The organism is Rhodococcus aerolatus (assembly GCF_054783215.1).
Genome location: NZ_BAAGQZ010000044.1, coordinates 158,156 through 174,423 on the forward strand (window position 1 = coordinate 158,156; position 16,268 = coordinate 174,423).

Here is a 16,268-nt window from a genome sequence, read left to right on the forward strand (position 1 = left end):
TAGCCTACCCTTACCGAGCCGGGGCCGTCCGGCGGCCGGGCCCTCAGCGGGCGGCGGCCAGCTCGCGCTCCGCGGCCGCGTCGGCCTCGGCCACGTCGCTGGTCCGGCTGCCGCCGAAGAACGACGCCACCGCGCCGACCAGCATCATCAGCGCCGCCGCGACGAACACCACGACCAGCCCGGAGTGGAACGGCCCGGAGATCAGCCGCGGGAAGAACTCCTGCCCGGTGAGCACGCCGGCGTCCACCCCCGGCCGGGTCAGGGCACCCGTCGGCCCCAGCAGTGCCTCGACGGGGTTGAACCCGAGGAACGCCGCGAACAGGCTGCCCACCGGAGGCAGGCCCGCGACCTGGTCGGCCGTCGCGCCCGGCACGCCCTGCGCGACGAGCCCGGAGCGCAGCGCGTCGGGCAGCGTCGTCGACAGCCCCACGATCATCAGCGAGAAGAAGACGCCGATGGACAGGGCCGTGCCCGCGTTGAAGAACGTGGCCCGCATCCCGGAGGCCACCCCCCGCGCCCGGGCGGGGACGCTCGACATGATCAGCGCGGTGTTGGGCGAGGAGAACAGCCCCGAGCCGATCCCGTTGAGGCCCACCAGCAGCGCGAACAGCCAGTAGGGGAAGTCGACGGGGATGAGCAGCAGCGCGACGAAGGTGGCGGCGACGAGCACCAGCCCGGTGACCGCGAAGGGTCGCGCGCCGTACCGGTCGGACAGCAGGCCCGACACGGGGCCCGACAGCAGGAAGCCGATGGTCAGCGGCAGCAGGTAGATGCCCGCCCACAGCGGGGTCGACTCGAAGTCGTAGCCGTGCAGCGGCAGCCAGATGCCCTGCAGCCAGATGATGAGCATGAACTGCAGGCCACCGCGGCCCACCGACGCCATCAGCCCGGCCAGGTTGCCGAGGCCGAACTGCCGGTTGCGGAACAGGGCCAGGTCGAACATCGGCTCGGCCACCCGCGTCTCGACGACGCAGAACACGGCCAGCAGCGCGATGCCGCCGAGCACCGCGGCCAGCACCAGCGGGTTGGTCCACCCCGTCGGGGAGCCGCCGTGGGGCTGGATGCCGTAGGTGATCCCGGCGAGCAGGATCGTCAGGCCGAGGGCGAAGCTCACCGTGCCGGGCCAGTCGAGCGAGCCGCCGCCGCGCTCCCCCTCCTCGTGCAGCGACACGTAGGACCACACGGTGCCGAGGACGCTGACGGGCACGCTGACCCAGAACACGGCGTGCCAGCTCCACTCCGAGAGCACGCCGCCGATGATCAGGCCCAGGAAGCCGCCCGCGACGGCCGCGACCTGGTTGATGCCCAGCGCCATCCCCCGCTGCGAGCTGGGGAAGGCGTCGGTGAGGATCGCCGTCGAGTTGGCCATGAGCATGGCCCCGCCGACGCCCTGCACCACGCGCCACAGGATGAGCCACAGCGCACCCCCGCCCCCGGCGAACGGGTCGAGCGAGAGCGCCACCGACGCGGCGGTGAAGACGATGAAGCCGTAGTTGTAGACGCGGACGCGGCCGAGCATGTCCCCGAGCCGTCCGAAGAGGACGACGAGCACGGCCGAGGTGAGCAGGAAGCCCATGAGCATCCACAGCAGGTAGCTCACGTTGCCGGGCGCGAGCGGGTCCAGGCCGATGCCCCGGAAGATCGCGGGCAGGCTGATGATGACGATCGAGGAGTTGATCGTCGGCAGCAGGATCCCCAGCGTGGTGTTCGACAGCGCGACCCACTTGTAGCGGGGGTGGTCGCGCTCGACGCGCAGCCGGCGGCGGACCTGGTCGGGCTCCGGCCCGGGGCCGCCGGGCGGTGGGGGGTGCAGCAGGGACACGGGGCCTCCTCGGGGACGTCCCGGCGATAGTAGTTGCTTGACGCTAAGCAAAACAGTCGTCAAGCCCTGTCGGGGCGGGGGCGCGGCCGCTCGCCTACCGTGTCCCCCGTCCGCGGGAGCGCGCGCCGAGCGCGATGAGAGGACGGCTGGCCGGCCGTCGACCGCCCGAACCTGACCGGGTCACCCCGGCGTAGGGAGCAGACCCACGATGAGCAGCACCGACCGCACCCCGCCGCCCGGTCCCGAGCGGCTGCCGCTGCCCGCCCCCGGCGAGACCCCGGTGCGCGTCATGACGATCGCCGGCTCGGACTCCGGCGGCGGCGCCGGGCTGCAGGCCGACCTGCGCACGTTCACCCTGTCCGGCTGCCACGGCTGCGTCGCCGTCACCGCCGTCACCGTGCAGAACTCGCTGGGGGTGACCGGCTTCGAGGTCGTGCCCGCCGAGGTCGTCGCCGCCCAGGTCCGGTCCGTCGTCACAGACATCGGCGTCGGCGCGGGCAAGACGGGGATGCTCGCGACCGCCGAGATCGTGCGCACCGTCGCCGCCACCTGGTCCGAGCTGGCGCCGGGTCCGCTGGTCGTGGACCCCGTCGCCGCCTCGATGCACGGTGACCCGCTGCTGGCCGAGAGCGCGCTCGAGGCGTTCCGCTCCGACCTGTTCCCGGTGGCCGCCCTGATCACCCCGAACCTCGACGAGGTGCGGCTGCTCACCGGCATCGACGTGGTCGACGACGCCTCCCAGCGCGCGGCGGCCCGCGAGCTGCACACCAGCGGGCAGGCCTGGACCCTGGTCAAGGGCGGGCACCTGCGCTCCTCGGGCAGCAGCACCGACCTGCTCTTCGACGGCACCGACTTCCTGGCCTACCCGGCCGAGCGGGTCGACACCCCGCACGACCACGGCGCCGGGGACACCCTCGCCGCCGCGACCGCGTGCGCGCTGGCCCACGGGTTCGACGTCCCCGAAGCCGTCGCCCACGGCAAGCGCTGGGTCACCCGCAGCGTGGCCGCCGCGTACCCGCTCGGCGCCGGTCACGGCCCCGTCTCGCCCCTGTGGCGGCTGACGCCCTCCTGACGCGGGCGACCGGTCAGGCCGCGACGGCGTAGACGACGATGTTGTCCCGGTAGGAGCGGACCGCCTGGTCGAACACCCCGCCGCAGGTGATGAGCCGCAGCTCGGGGCCGGGGGTGGGCCCGTAGACGGCGGCGCTGGGGAACTGCCCCTTGTCGTACTGGTCGACCCGGGTCACCCGGAACCGCACCGCGGCCCCGTCGGCCCGGGCCACGACCACGTCGTCGCCGGGCACCAGGTCGCGCAGGGCGAAGAACGCGGCCGGGCCGGCCACGGAGTCGACGTGCCCGGCGATGACGGCCGGGCCCCGGTCGCCCGGTGCGGGGCCACCCGCGAACCAGCCGACGTCGCGCAGCGAGTCCGGGGGCACGAGCTCGCCGGTGCGGTCGTCGCGCTGCACCGTCACCACCGGTGAGCTGACCCCGAGCGCGGCGACCGTGACGGTGGCCGGGGCGGGGCGGGCGGAGGCGGGGATGGGCTGCGGGCCGGCCACGACGCTGCCCTGGGGCGCGGCACCGGGCCGCGGCGTCGCGGGTGCCGCGGCCGTCGGGGTCGGCGTGGTGGTGGTGGCCTGCGGCAGGGCGGACGCCCGGGCCGCCCCCACCTCGGTGGGGGCCGCGGCCTCGGCGCTCGCGTCGCTGACCCGACCCGGGACCACCGTGCCCGCCGGCAGCGCGTCGGTGGCCACCAGCGCGGCGACGACGAGCACCAGACCCGCGACCGCGGCCAGCGACGTGCTCATCCACCGGGGGACCGACGCGCCGGGCCCCAGCAGCGAGGTCATGCCGCGCCGCCGGCTCACCGCGGCGCTCCCGCGGGGGTCACGAGCGGGCGAGGACCAGGCGCCGCACGGCGAGCAGCGAGCCCGCGACGAGGACGAGCAGCGAGGCGGCCGCCCAGCGGGCACCGGCGGAGTCGAGGCCGAGCGCGCCGCCGCCGAACCCTGCGGGCACGGAGCCCGTGGGCACCTGTGCGGCGGGGACGCCCGCGCCGTCGACGACGGGCAGCACGTCGAACCCGCCGGAGCGGTTGTCCACGACCACCAGGGTGTTCACGGAGCCCTCGGCGAGGTCGAGGGTGCGGACGTCGGGGGTGGTGCTGCCCGGCTCGCTGACCTGCACAGACCAGCGTCCGGCGGGCACGGTGCCGTAGGGGCTCGCGGTGCCGTAGGCCTGGTCCTGGGCCAGCAGCGGGCCGCCCACGGCCTGGAAGGTGGCGTCGGCCGCGCGCGGCGAGGCCTGCACGACGCGGGCGCGGGCCTCCCCGGCCGGCACGGGCGCGAGGTCGTCGGTGGTCACGGTGGAGGTCAGCGTGCCGCCCGTGCCGGTGACGAGGACGGAGTAGGCGTCGCCCGCGGCCACGGTGGCGGAGGTGTCGAACACCGGGGCGCTCGTGGCGGGGGCGCCGGCGGGCCGCATGTCGACCGTCCACGAGCCGGGGGCCAGCGCGAGGTAGTCGCTCACGGCGCCGTAGGCGACGTCGCGGACCACGGTCGGGGCCGGGCCCCCCTGCTGGGCGAGGTACACGTCGACGGCCGGGGTGTCCGGCGAGAGGTGCGCGAGGCGGACCAGGGCGTCCGGGTTGGCCCCGGTCGCCTCCTGCGCGAACGCGCTGCCCGCACCGGCGGCGCCGCCGAGCAGCACCACCGCACCGACCACCAGGGCCCCGAGAGCTCCGCGCACCGTCTTCTACCTCCTCCGGGGCCTGCGCCCGCATCCTGCCGTCTCGACGAAAGATCACTAAGAGTAACCGATGGACGCCGGATCCACCCGTACAGGGACCCAGGTCCTCATCACGGGGGCCGTTCGTCGCTCACCGTGGTTCGCACCCAGGTGCCGGGCCGGTTCGCCCACCGTCCGTGCCCGGTGGACCGAAGGCCCCGCGCCGCCGCCACGCCCCCGCTACGGTGAGCGCTGTGTCACACCCGCGCCGCCCCGGGCGCAGCACCGGCAGCACCCCCGTCCCCCCGCCACGGACCACGGCGCGGTCCGTCGTGCTCGCCGTGCTGCTGGGCGCCGCCCTCACCGTGGGCGTGGCGCCGGGCGCGCTGGCCCAGCCCGCCCCGGTCGGCCCGACCACCACGGCGCCGGGACCGGCGGTCCCGACCCCGGTGACCCCGACCCCGACGACCCCGGGCGCGGCACCGGGCACCTCCGCGCCGACCCCCACCACGTCCGGGACGGCGGCCCCGAGCCCCACCGGTGACCCGACCGCGGGCGAGGGTGCCCCCGCCGAGCAGCTCCCCGGCACCGACGCCGCCGCCGTCCCGGACCCCGCCGCCGTGCCGGCCGCGCCCGTCGAGCCCGCCGTGACCCCGGCCCAGCTGGCCGACGTGGCGGAGATCAGCCGGCGCCTCACCGAGCTCGACGCGCTGACCACCACCCTGCTGGCCCAGGTGGCCGCCGCGCAGGACACCCTCGACGCCCGGCGGGCCGAGGTCGCCACCGCCGCCGCCGCGGAGGACCGGGCCACGGCCGCTGCCCAGCAGGCCCGGGCCGCCGCCGAGGCCAGCCGCACCCGCGTGGACCGGCTCGTCGCCGCCACCTACGACGGGGCCCGCACCAGCCGGCTCTCGGCCGTCCTCGTGGCCACCGGCCCGCAGGACCTGCTCGACCGGATGACGGGCCTGACGCTGGTCAGCGAGGACGCCGGCCGCGGCATGACCGACGCCCGGACGGCCCTCGACGCGGCCGACCGCGCGGACGCCGACGCCCGCGCCGCCAGCGCCGCGGCCACCGCCGCCGAGGCCGAGGCCACCGCCGCCCAGGCCGCGGTGGTCGCCCGCCGCGGCGAGCTGACCACCCGCGCCGCCGAGGTGTCACGGCTCGTGGCGCGGGTGCAGGCCGGTGCCGCGGCCGGCCTGCTCGCGGGGCTCGACACCAGCACGCTCACCGGCCGGATCTCGGCGGTCGACCGCATCCGCGACGCCGCATCGGGCCGCCCGCTCTACGTCATGCCGACCACCGGCACCTACACCTCCGGCTTCGGGGTGCGCTGGGGCGCGCCGCACCAGGGCATCGACCTCGCGAACAGCATCGGCACCCCGGTGCTGGCCGTGGCCGACGGCACCGTCGTCGACGCCGGGCCCGCCTCCGGGTTCGGGCAGTGGGTGCGCCTGCTGCACCCCGACGGCACCATCACGGTGTACGGCCACGTCGACACCTACGTGGTGCGGGTGGGCCAGCGCGTCCTGGCCGGGGACCTCATCGCCACCATGGGCAACCGGGGCCAGTCCACCGGGCCGCACCTGCACTTCGAGGTCGTCCAGCCCGGTGGGGCGCACGTCGACCCGGTGCCGTGGCTCGCGGCGCGCGGGCTCACCGTCCGCTAGCTACCCGGCGTCCCAGAACGCGAGCTCGAGCGCGGCCACCCGCGCCTGGGCCCGGAGCTGGCCGGCCGTGGGCGCGCCGTCCCCGAGGAGCCGGGCCAGCTCGGCGACGTAGCCGGCGAACCCGTCGGAGGACCAGTTCGCCACGAACGCCAGGTACGGCGAGCCGGCCGCCGCGGCCTCGGCCCGCACCGAGCGCCACACGTCGAGGTAGGCGTGCTCGACGGCGTGCAGCACCGCCAGCGCCACCGGGTACCCGTCGAGCGGGGCCGCGCGCAGGTAGCTGGTGTAGGCCAGGCACACCGGGCTCGGGTCGGCCGCGTCGTCGGTGACGGCGGGCAGCCCGCGCGCGGCGAGCTCGCGGCGGAACAGCGCCAGCTCGGGGGTCAGCGCCGCCAGCCCCCCGGCCAGCACGTCGCGGTGGTCCTCGTCGGGGGCCAGCGCCAGCACCGCGGCCAGGAAGCGGCGGAACTCGACGACGAAGAGGTGGTCGGCCACCAGCCAGCGCTCGAAGTCCGCCTCCGGCAGGGTGCCGTCGGCCACCCCGCGCACGAACGGGTGGGTGAGGCTGCGGGCGTGGACCTCGGCCCCCGCTGCGACCAGCGCGGCCGCCGTCCCCGACCCCGTCGCGCCCGTCCCCGTCACGCCGCGTCCCAGAAGGCGAGCTCGTGGTCCAGCCCGGCGCGGAACGCCGCGCCCGCCTCGTCCTCGGCCACGTCGCCGGCCGCGACGGCCTCGTCGAGCATCGCCGCGCAGCGCCGGGCCAGGGCGGCGAACTCCTCGCTCGCGTAGTCCGCGACCCAGCGACGGTAGCGGGGGTCGGCGCCGGGCACCGGGTCGACGCGGGCCAGCTCCTGGCCCAGCCGGGAGTAGCCCCACATGCAGGGCAGCAGGGCAGCCAGGCCGCGGCCGTAGGAGGCGGCGGCGTCGAGCAGGAACCCGGTGTAGGCCACGCACTCCGGGGCGGCCACGGCCCCGTCGAGGTCGGCGCCGAAGGGGGCGGCCAGCTCGCGGTGCAGCGCCAGCTCGTCGTGCGCGGTGGCGTGCGCCAGGTCCACCAGGTCGGTGACCCGGTGGGCCGGGGCCTGCCACGCGAGCCGGGCGAACACCCGCACGTAGGCCTGCAGGAACAGGAAGTCCTGCTCGAGCCAGGCCCGGAACCGCTCCGGGGCCAGGTCGCCGCGGCCGATGCCCGCCACCACGGGGTGGGCGAGCTGCGCGGCCACCGCGGCCTCCCCGGCGGCCTGCAGCCGCGCCGCCGCGCCGACCGGGCTCACCGGCGCCGCACCCCGACCAGCAGGGCGGTGAGCACGCCGGAGACGACCAGGGCCACCAGCGACGCCGACCACCCGGTGGGGATGCCCAGGGACGTCTGCAGGCCCGTCCAGAACGAGGTCCACCCGGCGCCGGTGCCCTCGAACAGGGTCGGGGCGGTCAGCTGGTAGGCGACGAACCCCGCCACCCACGGCACCAGCATGGTCCAGCGCGCCGGTGCCGAGCCGGTGATGTCCCAGTGCCCGCCGGCGCGGCGCGCCCGCAGCGCGAAGGCGGTGAGGAACGTGGCCGTCAGCGGGACGAACACGGCGCCGATGAGGAACAGGAACGGCTCGTAGGTGTAGGCGTCGACGACGAGGGCCAGCAGGGTGGCCAGCACGCCGATGCCGACGGCGAGCCGGCGACGGTCCCAGCGGGGCGCGAGGTTCTGCGCGCTGACCGCGGTGGAGTAGACGTTGGCGAACGCCTCGTCGAGCTCGTCGACGACGAGGACGAGCACGGCCAGCCCGGCCGCAGGCAGCACCAGCAGGGTGTCGATGACGTCGAAGCCGGCCGCGCCGGTGGCGGCCACCGCGAGGATGCCGAGGGCGAAGAAGACGATCGTGGCGCTGCCGTAGCCCACCCCGGCCCCGACGAACGCGGCGCGCGGGCTGCGGGAGTGCCGCGAGTAGTCGGCGGCCAGCGGGACCCAGGAGACGGGCAGCGCGATGGCGAGGTCGACGCTGGTCCAGAACCCGCCGAACCCACCGTCGGTCAGCGACGGCAGCGGCTGGCGCAGCACCTGGACGAACAGGTAGACGGTCGAGGCCAGGGCCAGCCAGACGGCGTAGCGGGCGAGCACGTGGACGACGCCGAGCGGGCGCACCGCCATCAGCGTGGCCAGCACCCCGGCCCCGAGCACGAAGGGCCAGCGGGGCAGCCCGGTGAGCCGGGCGGAGACCTCGGCGATGAGGTAGACCTCGAAGACCGCCCAGCCCAGGCACTGCAGCAGGTTGGCCACCGTGGGCAGGGCGGAGAGCCGCGCCCCGAGCAGGCCCCGCAGCAGCACCATCGCGGGTGCCCCGGTGGCCGCGCCGGTCGCCGCCGCGGCGCCGAGCAGGGCGCTGCCGATCACCGCGCCGACGACGACGGCCAGCAGGGTCGCCAGCAGTGACTGCCCCTGCAGCACGGCGAACGTCGCCGCCACGGGCAGCAGCAGGGAGATGCCGAGGTTGCCCCACAGCCCGAGCTGCGACCAGGTGCCCAGCGTGCGCGGGGTCTCGGCGTCGAGGGTGGTGGGGGCCTCGGCGCGGGGCTCGGTGGTGCTCACGTCAGGCCTCCGGGTCGGTCGGGGTGGGTCGGTGCTCGGGGTCCTCGGCAGCGTCGGGGACGTCAGTGACGTCGTCGGGCAGCGGGGGCGACGACGCCTGCGCCCACTGCCGGCGCGGGATGCGGCCCGCGCACCGGGCGTCGTGCCCGGCCTGCACGGCCGCCTGCATGGCCCGGGCCATCCGCTCCGGGTCCTCCGCGCGGGTGACGGCGGTGGCCAGCAGCACGGCGTCGCACCCCAGCTCCATGGCCAGCGCCGCGTCGCTGGCCGTGCCGATCCCGGCGTCGAGCACGACGGGGATCCCCGCGTCGTGCACCGCCTCGACGACCATCGCGATGTTGTGCGGGTTGGTGATGCCCAGCCCGGTGCCGATGGGCGAGCCCAGCGGCATGACCGCCGCGCAGCCGACGTCGGCCAGCCGGCGGGCCAGCACCGGGTCGTCGGTGGTGTAGGGCAGGACGGTGAAGCCGTCGTCGACGAGCTGCTCCGCGGCGTCGACGAGCTCGACCGCGTCGGGCAGCAGGGTGCGCTCCAGGGACCCGCTCGCGACCACCTCGAGCTTGATCCAGCTCGTCTCCAGCGCCTCGCGGGCGAGCTGGGCGGTGAGCACGGCCTCGGCGGCGCCGCGGCAGCCGGCGGTGTTGGGCAGCACGGCGATGTCGAGGCGGCGCAGCAGGTCCAGCACCCCGGTGCGGCCGTCGGCGTCCACCCGGCGCATCGCGACGGTGGTGAGCTCCGTGCCGGAGGCCACCAGCGCGCGCTCGAGGACGGCGAGGTTGGCCGCGCCGCCGGTACCCATGACGAGCCGGGAGCCGAAGCGGCGCCCCGCGACGACCAGGTCGTCGCCGCCCGCGGGGCCGCCGTGGTCAGCCACCCTGCACCGCCGTGAGGACCTCGACCCGGGCGCCGTCGTCGAGCCCGTCGGACCACCGGGCCCGGGGGCGCACGGTGTCGTCCACCGCGACGGCGACGCCGCGGTCGGGGGCGCCGAGCAGGGCGAGGACGTCGGCGACGGTGGTGCCCGCCGACACCTCGCGGGCCGTGCCGTTGACCACGATCGTCACGTGTCGAACCTCCTGGGGTCGGCGGCGGCGACCTCGGCCAGCGGGGTGCCCGCCAGCTCCGCGAGGACGGCCGCCGCGGTGAGCGGGGCGAGCAGGATGCCGTTGCGGCCGTGCCCGGTGGCGAGGACGGTCCGCTCGTCGAGGCGGCCGAGCAGGGGCACCCCGTCGGGGGTGGTGGGCCGCAGCCCGGCGGCGGCCTCGGTGAAGCCGTACTCCGCGATCGAGGGCAGCACGGCCTCGGCGTCGGCCAGGAGGTCGCGCACCCCGCCGGCGGTGGGCTCGTCGTCGAAGCCCGCGTCGTGCTGGGTGGCGCCGACGACGAGGCCGTCCGGGCGGGGCACCAGGTAGACGGGCCGGCCGTGGACCAGCGCGCGCACCGTCACCGACGGGGGCGGCAGCACCCCGCGGCGGTGCCGCAGCCGCAGGATCTCGCCCTTGACCGGGCGCACGGCCAGGCCGGGCAGCAGCGCCGCCGAGCGCGCCCCCGCGGCGACGACGACCTGGTCGGCGTCGAGGTCGGCGAGGTCGGTGACCGGTTCGGTGACGGGCTCGACCCCGGCGGCGGCGGCCGCGGCGGCCAGCGCCGCGAGCAGCGTCCGGTTGTCGACGCTGAGGTCGCCGGGCACGTCGAGGCCCCGGCGCACCTGCTGGGCCAGGGCGGGCTCGCGGCGGCGCAGGTCGCGGCCGCGGACCTCGGTGACGGTGCGGCCGTGGGCGGCCAGCCAGCCGGCGAGCACCTCGAGCTGGCCGTGGTCGGCGGTGTCGAGGCCGACCACGAGCGTTCCGGTGGTGCTCAGCCCGGCGGGGCGCCCGGCGGCGGCCTCGAGCTCGGCGGCGAAGCCGGGCCAGCGGTCGGCCGAGTCGAGGCCGAGGGCGAGCGAGACGTCCTCGCCCGGCCAGCCCTCGGTGAGCGGCGCGAGCATGCCCCCCGCGACCCACGAGGACCCGCGCGCCGGGGCCGGGTCGTGCAGCCGCACCGCGTGGCCCGCCCGGGCGGCCTGCCAGGCCACGGACGTGCCCACGACCCCGGCGCCCACGACCGCCACGCGTGCCCGCACTGCTCCACCTCCGCTCCCTGCGCCGGCATGACCCGGATCAGGTTCGACGGTCGGAGCGGGCGTGCTCCCTCTCAGCCCCGCGTTCCCCGGGACTCCCGTGCTCGTTCGCGGCGACCATACTCGCCCCGTGATCCCTCGCGACCGTGCCGCCCGCCTCGCCCGCCTCGACGCCGCCCGCCTCTACCTGTGCGTCGACGCCCGCCGCGAGCGCGGCGACCTCGCCGAGCTGGCCGACGCCGCGCTCGCCGGGGGGGTCGACGTGCTGCAGCTGCGCGACAAGGGCTCCGAGGGCGAGCGCCGCCACGGCCCGCTGGAGGCCCGCGACGAGCTCGCCGCGCTGGCGGTGCTGCGGGAGGTGTGCGACCGCCACGGCGCACTGCTGGCGGTCAACGACCGCGCCGACGTCGCCCTGGCCGCCGGCGCGGACGTGCTGCACCTGGGCCAGGACGACCTCCCGGTGCCCGACGCCCGACGGGTGGTCGGCGCAGACGTCGTCGTCGGCCGCTCCACCCACGACGAGGCGCAGGCCGCGGCGGCGGCGACCGAGGACGGTGTGGACTACTTCTGCACCGGGCCGTGCTGGCCCACCCCGACCAAGCCGGGCCGGACCGCGCCGGGCCTGGACCTGGTGCGCGCCACCGCCGCTGCGGCCCCGGTGCGCCCGTGGTTCGCGATCGGCGGCATCGACGCCGAGCGGCTCCCCGAGGTGCTCGCCGCGGGGGCGTCGCGGGTGGTGGTGGTCCGGGCGATCACCGGCGCGGCCGACCCCCGCGCCGCCGCGGCCGCGCTGCGGGCCGGCCTCGGCTGAGCCGCACCGGCGCGCCGGTCACGGTCCACGTCGGACGGTCCCCTCAGGACGGAGCCCACACGACGGGGACCGAGGAGGAGGCGACCCGGTCGCACGTCACGCGCACGGCCGGGTCGCCGGGGAGGTGGGCACGTCGTCGGGCCCGTCCCACCGGGTCTCGGGGGCCTAGGCGGCGCCGTGCTCCAGCTGCGCCAGCGCGGCCGGCTGGGCCAAGCCGGGCTCGGTGTCCACCGTGGACAGCCGACGCCCGCTGCGCTGCAGGGACTTGCGCTCCTGGGCGGAGAGTCCGCCCCAGATGCCGTAGGGCTCCTGCACCTGCAGCGCGTGGCTGCGGCACTGGGCCACCACCGGGCACGAGCTGCACACGGCCTTGGCCTGGGACTCCCGGCGCTCGCGGGCCGGGCCGCGCTCGTAGTCCGGGTGGAAGAACATCGATGTCTGCAGCCCGCGGCACGCCGCGGACTCCTGCCAGGTCCAGTGGTCCTCGACGGGACCCGGGAGACGGCTGTAGTCGGCCATGGTGGCACCACCCTCGATGAAGAGACGGGATGGCTGAGACCCACCTGCTGGAGCGTCAGCGCGATTCACGACCGACGCGGTGGACCCGGACGGGCCCGCGCTGTCGATCGCTGCTGACCCTACGCCTGTTCACCGCCCCGCTGTCCACCCCCGCGCGGCGGCAACCGGGCCGGCCCGGCTCCGTACCGATCCGGAACGCGTCGCCTGGACCGGTCAAGCCGCCCGGGCGGACGGCGGGGGTCAGGCGGTGGCGTCGAGCCAGCCGAGCAGCTCGCCGGGGCCCAGCAGCGCGGCCGCCCCGAGCCGGTCGCGCAGGCCGCGGTCGGCCGTCACCACGAGCACCACGGCCCCGGTGGTGTCGTCGCCGGCCCGGGTGACCACCTCGTCGTCCCCGCTGCCCGCGGCCCGGTGCACCCGCACCCCCGGCACCGCCCCGGCGTCGCGCGCCGCGCCCTCGAGCACCGCCTCCGGCTCGGCGACCCAGCCCCACGCGCCGCCGGGCAGCGCCACGGTGCGGGGGAACGCGGCCGCGAGCCGGCCCAGCAGCCGGGTGGTCGCCCCGGCGCGGTCGCGCCACCAGCCGTCGGGCCGCGAGCCCAGGACGTTCGCCGTGTCGACCAGCAGCCGGGCCGGCCGGGCGTGCAGGGCGGGCCAGCTGGCGGCCAGGCCCGGGTGCAGCGGCATCCCCGCCACCTCGGCCTCCGCCACCCAGCGCAGCTCCTCGCTCTCCTCGTTGGCGGTCGTGGCGAGCACGCCGGGGGCGTCGGCGACCACCGTGGTGTAGGTCCACCCGCCGGGTTCGCCGGAGGTCAGCACCTCGCCGCGCACGGCCAGCGCCCCGGGGCCGAGGCCGGTCTCCTCGCCCGCCTCCCGCACGGCGGCGTCCACCGTGGACTCGTGGCTGTCGCGCGCCCCGCCGGGCAGGCCCCACGTCCCGCCCTGGTGGCTCCACACCGCCCGGTGCTGCAGCAGCACGGCCGGGCCCGCCGGGGTCGCCGCGCGCAGCAGCAGGCCCGCGGCACCGTGACGTCCCCAGCGCCGCAACCCGTCCGGGCCCGCGGCCCAGCCGTTGCCGTCCCCGCGCACCCGCTACCCCAGCGCGCGCAGGCGCGGCAGCAGGTCGGTCTCGACGTGGCCGAGGAAGCGTCGCTGGTCGTGGCCGGGGGCGTGGAACACCAGGTGCGTGAGCCCGGCGTCGACGTAGGGGCGCACCAGCTCGACGACCTCGTCGGGGTCCGAGCTGACGATCCACCGCGACGTGACCTGCTCGAGGGGCAGGCCGTCGGCCAGGCGCTCCATCTCCTGCGGGTCCGACGTGCCGTGCTTCTGCTCCGCGGTGAGCGAGAGCGGCGCCCAGAACCGGGTGTTCTCCCGCGCCAGCGCGGGGTCCGGGTCGTAGGAGAGCTTGACCTCGATCATCCGGTCGATGCCCGCCGGGTCCCGCTCGGCCTTGGCCGCACCCTCGTCGACGGCGGGCAGGAGCTTGTCGGTGTAGAGGTCCATGCCCTTGCCGGAGGTGCAGATGAAGCCGTCACCGGAGCGGCCGGCGTAGCGGGCCACGACGGGTCCGCCCGCGGCGACGTACACCGGCACCCCGCCCTCGGGCCGGTCGTAGACCGTGGCGTCCTCGGTCCGGTAGTAGTCGCCCTCGAAGGTGACGCGCTCGCCGTCCCACAGCGCCCGCATGAGCCGGACGGCCTCGCGGAGGCGGGCGAAGCGCTCCTTGAACTCGGGCCACTGCCCGCTCGTCGAGGACCCCACGGCGGTCTCGTTCAGGGCCTCGCCGGTGCCGACGCCGAGCATCACCCGGCCCGGGTAGAGGCAGCCCATCGTCGCGAACGCCTGGGCCACCACGGCGGGGTTGTAGCGGAAGGTCGGCGTCATCACCGAGGTGCCCAGCAGGACGCGCTCGGTGCGCTCCCCCACGGCCGTCATCCAGGCCAGCGAGAAGGGGGCGTGCCCGCCGGTGTGGCGCCACGGCTGGAAGTGGTCGCTGACCAGCACCGAGTCGAGCCCCACCTGCTCGGCGAGCACGCCCAGCTCGACCAGCTCGCGCGGGCCGAACTGCTCCGCCGACGCCTTGTACCCGAACCGCAGAGCCACGCCGCCACCTCAGTCCTCGTGCCCGCACACCGTCACCGCCGAGGCTATCCCCCGGCGGTGACGGCGGCTCCGGTCACGCGGCGGCGGGGGCCGTCACGCCCCGGCGGGGGCTGTCACACCGCGGCGGGGGCTGTCACACCGCGGCGGGGCCGAAGGGCTCGTCGCCCTTGAGGGTGATGCGGTGCATGACGCGGCGGGCGGTGCCGTAGTCGCGGTTGGCGTAGTGCAGCGTCGAGCGGTTGTCCCACATCGCGACGTCGCCGGTGTGCCAGCGGTGGCGCACCAGGTGCTCGGGCTTGGCCAGGTGGGCGTAGAGCATGTCGAGGATGGCCCGACTCTCGGCGTCGGAGACCCCGACGACGTGGGAGGTGAAGCCGGGGTTGACGAACAGGCCCTTGCGGCCGGTCTCGGGGTGGACCCGCACGACGGGGTGCTCGACGGGCACGAGCTCGGCGACGGGCTTGCCCTCCCAGGTGCTCGACGGGGTCTCCCCGCGCGCCTTCTTCTGCGCGAGGTAGTAGCCGAACTCGCGGTTGCCGTCGTGCATGGCGGTGAGGCCGTCGACCAGGTCGCGCACGCCGCGGCTCAGCGACTCGTAGGACAGCTGTGCGTCCACCCAGTTCGTGTCCCCGCCGTGGGGCGGCAGCACGACCGCGCGCAGGATCGAGCCCATGGGCGGGCGGGGCATGAAGGTGACGTCGGTGTGCCACACGTCGGCGAAGCCGTTGTCGGCGGAGTCGAGCTCGTAGATCTCCGGGCGGGAGGCGTCGGCCGCCCCGACGACGGGGTGGGCGTCGGTCAGCTGGCCGACGCGCCGGCCCAGGTCGACCTGCGAGGCGGGGGTGAGCGCGTCCTGGCCGCTGAAGAACAGCACCTTGTGCTCGACGAGGGCGGCGCGCACCGCGGCCACCTCGGCGTCGGTGGCGGTGGCCAGGTCGAGGCCGTGGACGTCGGCGCCGAAGCTCGGGCCCAGCGGCTCGAGGTCCAGGGTGGTGCTGCCGGCGGTGGTGGTGACGGGGCGGTCGGGGGCGATGGTCATGCGGGGTCTCCTGGCTGTGGGCGCCGACCGGTGCCGGGCCGGGGTGGACCCGGGGCGGCGACGAGGTCGGCTGGGGGGCGTGCGGGCGGCGGACGGCACGGGGCCGTCGGCGCCGGGGCGGGCTGACGGTCCTGCGGTGGTCACGTCAGCGGCGACAGGCCCAGTTGGTGCGGCGGCAAAAGTCCACGTTGAGCCGGCGGACGAGGACGACGCTGACGTACAGCGCGTCGGTCCCGTCGTTGCCCATGCCCTATTCCTACTCCTCCCCAGGTATTACCCGCAAGGTCAGGTTTCGGGGCGGACGCCTCGCCGTCCGGCGCGCGCTGGGTCAGCGGCGGGTGCGCCAGGTGGCCGGGTCGGCGGTGAGCTCGTCGACGAAGCCGGGCAGCTCGCCGGCCACGAGCTGGCCGATGGTCACGCCCTCCAGCACGGCGCGCAACGAGGAGCGCAGCGCGATCCACACGTGCTGCAGGGGCTCGGCCACCCCGTCGTAGTCGAGGTCCTCCGGCCACTGCCCGCGGACGGTCGACAACGGCCCGTCCACGGCGCGGAGCACGTCGGCCACCGTGATCTCCCCGGCCGGGCGGGTCAGCCAGTAGCCCCCGTCGGGGCCGCGCTGGCTGCGCACCAGCCCCGCCTTGCGCAGGTCGGTCAGCACGGCCTCGAGGTACTTCTGCGGCAGGTCCTGCGCCGCGGCCAGCGCCTCCGTGGTCACCGGGCGCTCCCCGCCCACCTCCGCGAGGCGCAGCAGGGCACGGACGGCGTAGTCGGCCCTCGCGGAGACGTGCATCCCGGAGAGCATGCCAGCGTCGCGCCGCCGGTGGCCGCCCGAGCGCGGGGCGTCCCGCAACGCAGACGTCACCGCGGACACGCA

17 protein-coding genes are annotated in these 16,268 nt (G+C 76.7%); 3 read left to right on the forward strand and 14 right to left on the reverse strand.

Annotated features, from left to right (window positions below):
* Positions 1–43: 43 nt before the first annotated feature.
* Positions 44–1,816: an MFS transporter gene (locus tag ACYVOF_RS16380; protein WP_460868493.1), complete on the reverse strand. Its 1,773-nt coding sequence runs from the start codon at positions 1,814–1,816 to the stop codon at positions 44–46.
* A gap of 214 nt (positions 1,817–2,030) precedes the next feature.
* Between ACYVOF_RS16380 and thiD the strand changes: the two genes are divergently transcribed.
* Positions 2,031–2,894 carry a bifunctional hydroxymethylpyrimidine kinase/phosphomethylpyrimidine kinase gene (gene thiD, locus ACYVOF_RS16385; protein ID WP_460868307.1) on the forward strand — a complete coding sequence of 288 codons (864 nt, stop codon included), beginning with the start codon at positions 2,031–2,033 and terminating at the stop codon, positions 2,892–2,894.
* Positions 2,895–2,907: 13 nt separating this feature from the next.
* Here thiD and ACYVOF_RS16390 read toward each other — a convergent pair whose 3' ends face one another.
* Positions 2,908–3,693, reverse strand: a complete 786-nt coding sequence (locus ACYVOF_RS16390; protein WP_460868309.1) for a class F sortase — start codon at positions 3,691–3,693, stop codon at positions 2,908–2,910.
* A gap of 19 nt (positions 3,694–3,712) precedes the next feature.
* Positions 3,713–4,573 carry a DUF4397 domain-containing protein gene (locus ACYVOF_RS16395; RefSeq protein WP_460868311.1) on the reverse strand — a complete coding sequence of 287 codons (861 nt, stop codon included), beginning with the start codon at positions 4,571–4,573 and terminating at the stop codon, positions 3,713–3,715.
* 233 nt (positions 4,574–4,806) lie between these two features.
* On the opposite strand from ACYVOF_RS16395, the gene ACYVOF_RS16400 reads away from it, so the two are divergent.
* Positions 4,807–6,222 carry a M23 family metallopeptidase gene (locus tag ACYVOF_RS16400; protein ID WP_460868313.1) on the forward strand — a complete coding sequence of 472 codons (1,416 nt, stop codon included), beginning with the start codon at positions 4,807–4,809 and terminating at the stop codon, positions 6,220–6,222.
* On the opposite strand, the gene ACYVOF_RS16405 is transcribed toward ACYVOF_RS16400, so the two are convergent.
* From ACYVOF_RS16405 to thiO, 6 genes are read right to left on the reverse strand one after another with little or no spacing between them, the layout of a single operon-like run.
* Positions 6,223–6,864 carry a thiaminase II/PqqC family protein gene (locus ACYVOF_RS16405; protein WP_460868314.1) on the reverse strand — a complete coding sequence of 214 codons (642 nt, stop codon included), beginning with the start codon at positions 6,862–6,864 and terminating at the stop codon, positions 6,223–6,225. It abuts the gene before it with no gap.
* Positions 6,861–7,496 carry a TenA family protein gene (locus ACYVOF_RS16410; protein WP_460868316.1) on the reverse strand — a complete coding sequence of 212 codons (636 nt, stop codon included), beginning with the start codon at positions 7,494–7,496 and terminating at the stop codon, positions 6,861–6,863. Before ACYVOF_RS16410 ends, ACYVOF_RS16405 begins: the two co-directional genes overlap by 4 nt.
* Positions 7,493–8,803: a purine-cytosine permease family protein gene (locus ACYVOF_RS16415; protein ID WP_460868318.1), complete on the reverse strand. Its 1,311-nt coding sequence runs from the start codon at positions 8,801–8,803 to the stop codon at positions 7,493–7,495. The genes ACYVOF_RS16410 and ACYVOF_RS16415 overlap by 4 nt, the downstream gene beginning before the upstream one ends.
* Before the next feature lies 1 nt (position 8,804).
* Positions 8,805–9,677, reverse strand: coding sequence for a thiazole synthase (thiG, locus tag ACYVOF_RS16420; RefSeq protein WP_460868319.1), 873 nt, complete (start codon positions 9,675–9,677; stop codon positions 8,805–8,807).
* Positions 9,670–9,867 carry a sulfur carrier protein ThiS gene (thiS, locus tag ACYVOF_RS16425; RefSeq protein ID WP_460868322.1) on the reverse strand — a complete coding sequence of 66 codons (198 nt, stop codon included), beginning with the start codon at positions 9,865–9,867 and terminating at the stop codon, positions 9,670–9,672. The genes thiG and thiS overlap by 8 nt, the downstream gene beginning before the upstream one ends.
* A complete protein-coding gene (gene thiO / locus ACYVOF_RS16430; RefSeq protein ID WP_460868324.1) occupies positions 9,864–10,925 on the reverse strand; it encodes a glycine oxidase ThiO in 1,062 nt (353 codons plus the stop codon). The genes thiS and thiO overlap by 4 nt, the downstream gene beginning before the upstream one ends.
* Positions 10,926–11,052: 127 nt before the next feature.
* On the opposite strand from thiO, the gene thiE reads away from it, so the two are divergent.
* Positions 11,053–11,733 (forward strand): thiamine phosphate synthase, encoded by a 681-nt coding sequence (thiE, locus tag ACYVOF_RS16435; protein ID WP_460868326.1) that lies wholly within the window; start codon positions 11,053–11,055, stop codon positions 11,731–11,733.
* A 165-nt stretch (positions 11,734–11,898) separates the two neighbouring features.
* Here thiE and ACYVOF_RS16440 read toward each other — a convergent pair whose 3' ends face one another.
* The 5 genes from ACYVOF_RS16440 to ACYVOF_RS16460 form a co-directional block, all read right to left on the reverse strand.
* Complete coding sequence (locus ACYVOF_RS16440) at positions 11,899–12,252, reverse strand: WhiB family transcriptional regulator (RefSeq protein WP_460868328.1); 354 nt, start codon at positions 12,250–12,252, stop codon at positions 11,899–11,901.
* A 240-nt stretch (positions 12,253–12,492) separates the two neighbouring features.
* Positions 12,493–13,338, reverse strand: a complete 846-nt coding sequence (locus ACYVOF_RS16445) for an NUDIX domain-containing protein (RefSeq protein WP_460868330.1) — start codon at positions 13,336–13,338, stop codon at positions 12,493–12,495.
* A gap of 3 nt (positions 13,339–13,341) precedes the next feature.
* On the reverse strand, positions 13,342–14,355 hold the full coding sequence (fgd, locus tag ACYVOF_RS16450; protein WP_460868332.1) for a glucose-6-phosphate dehydrogenase (coenzyme-F420): 1,014 nt from the start codon (positions 14,353–14,355) through the stop codon (positions 13,342–13,344).
* Positions 14,356–14,488: 133 nt separating this feature from the next.
* On the reverse strand, positions 14,489–15,394 hold the full coding sequence (locus ACYVOF_RS16455; protein ID WP_460868334.1) for a TauD/TfdA dioxygenase family protein: 906 nt from the start codon (positions 15,392–15,394) through the stop codon (positions 14,489–14,491).
* A gap of 328 nt (positions 15,395–15,722) precedes the next feature.
* The gene (locus ACYVOF_RS16460; RefSeq protein WP_460868495.1) at positions 15,723–16,184 is read right to left on the reverse strand and encodes an RrF2 family transcriptional regulator; all 462 of its coding nucleotides are present in this window, start codon (positions 16,182–16,184) and stop codon (positions 15,723–15,725) included.
* Positions 16,185–16,268: the final 84 nt, after the last annotated feature.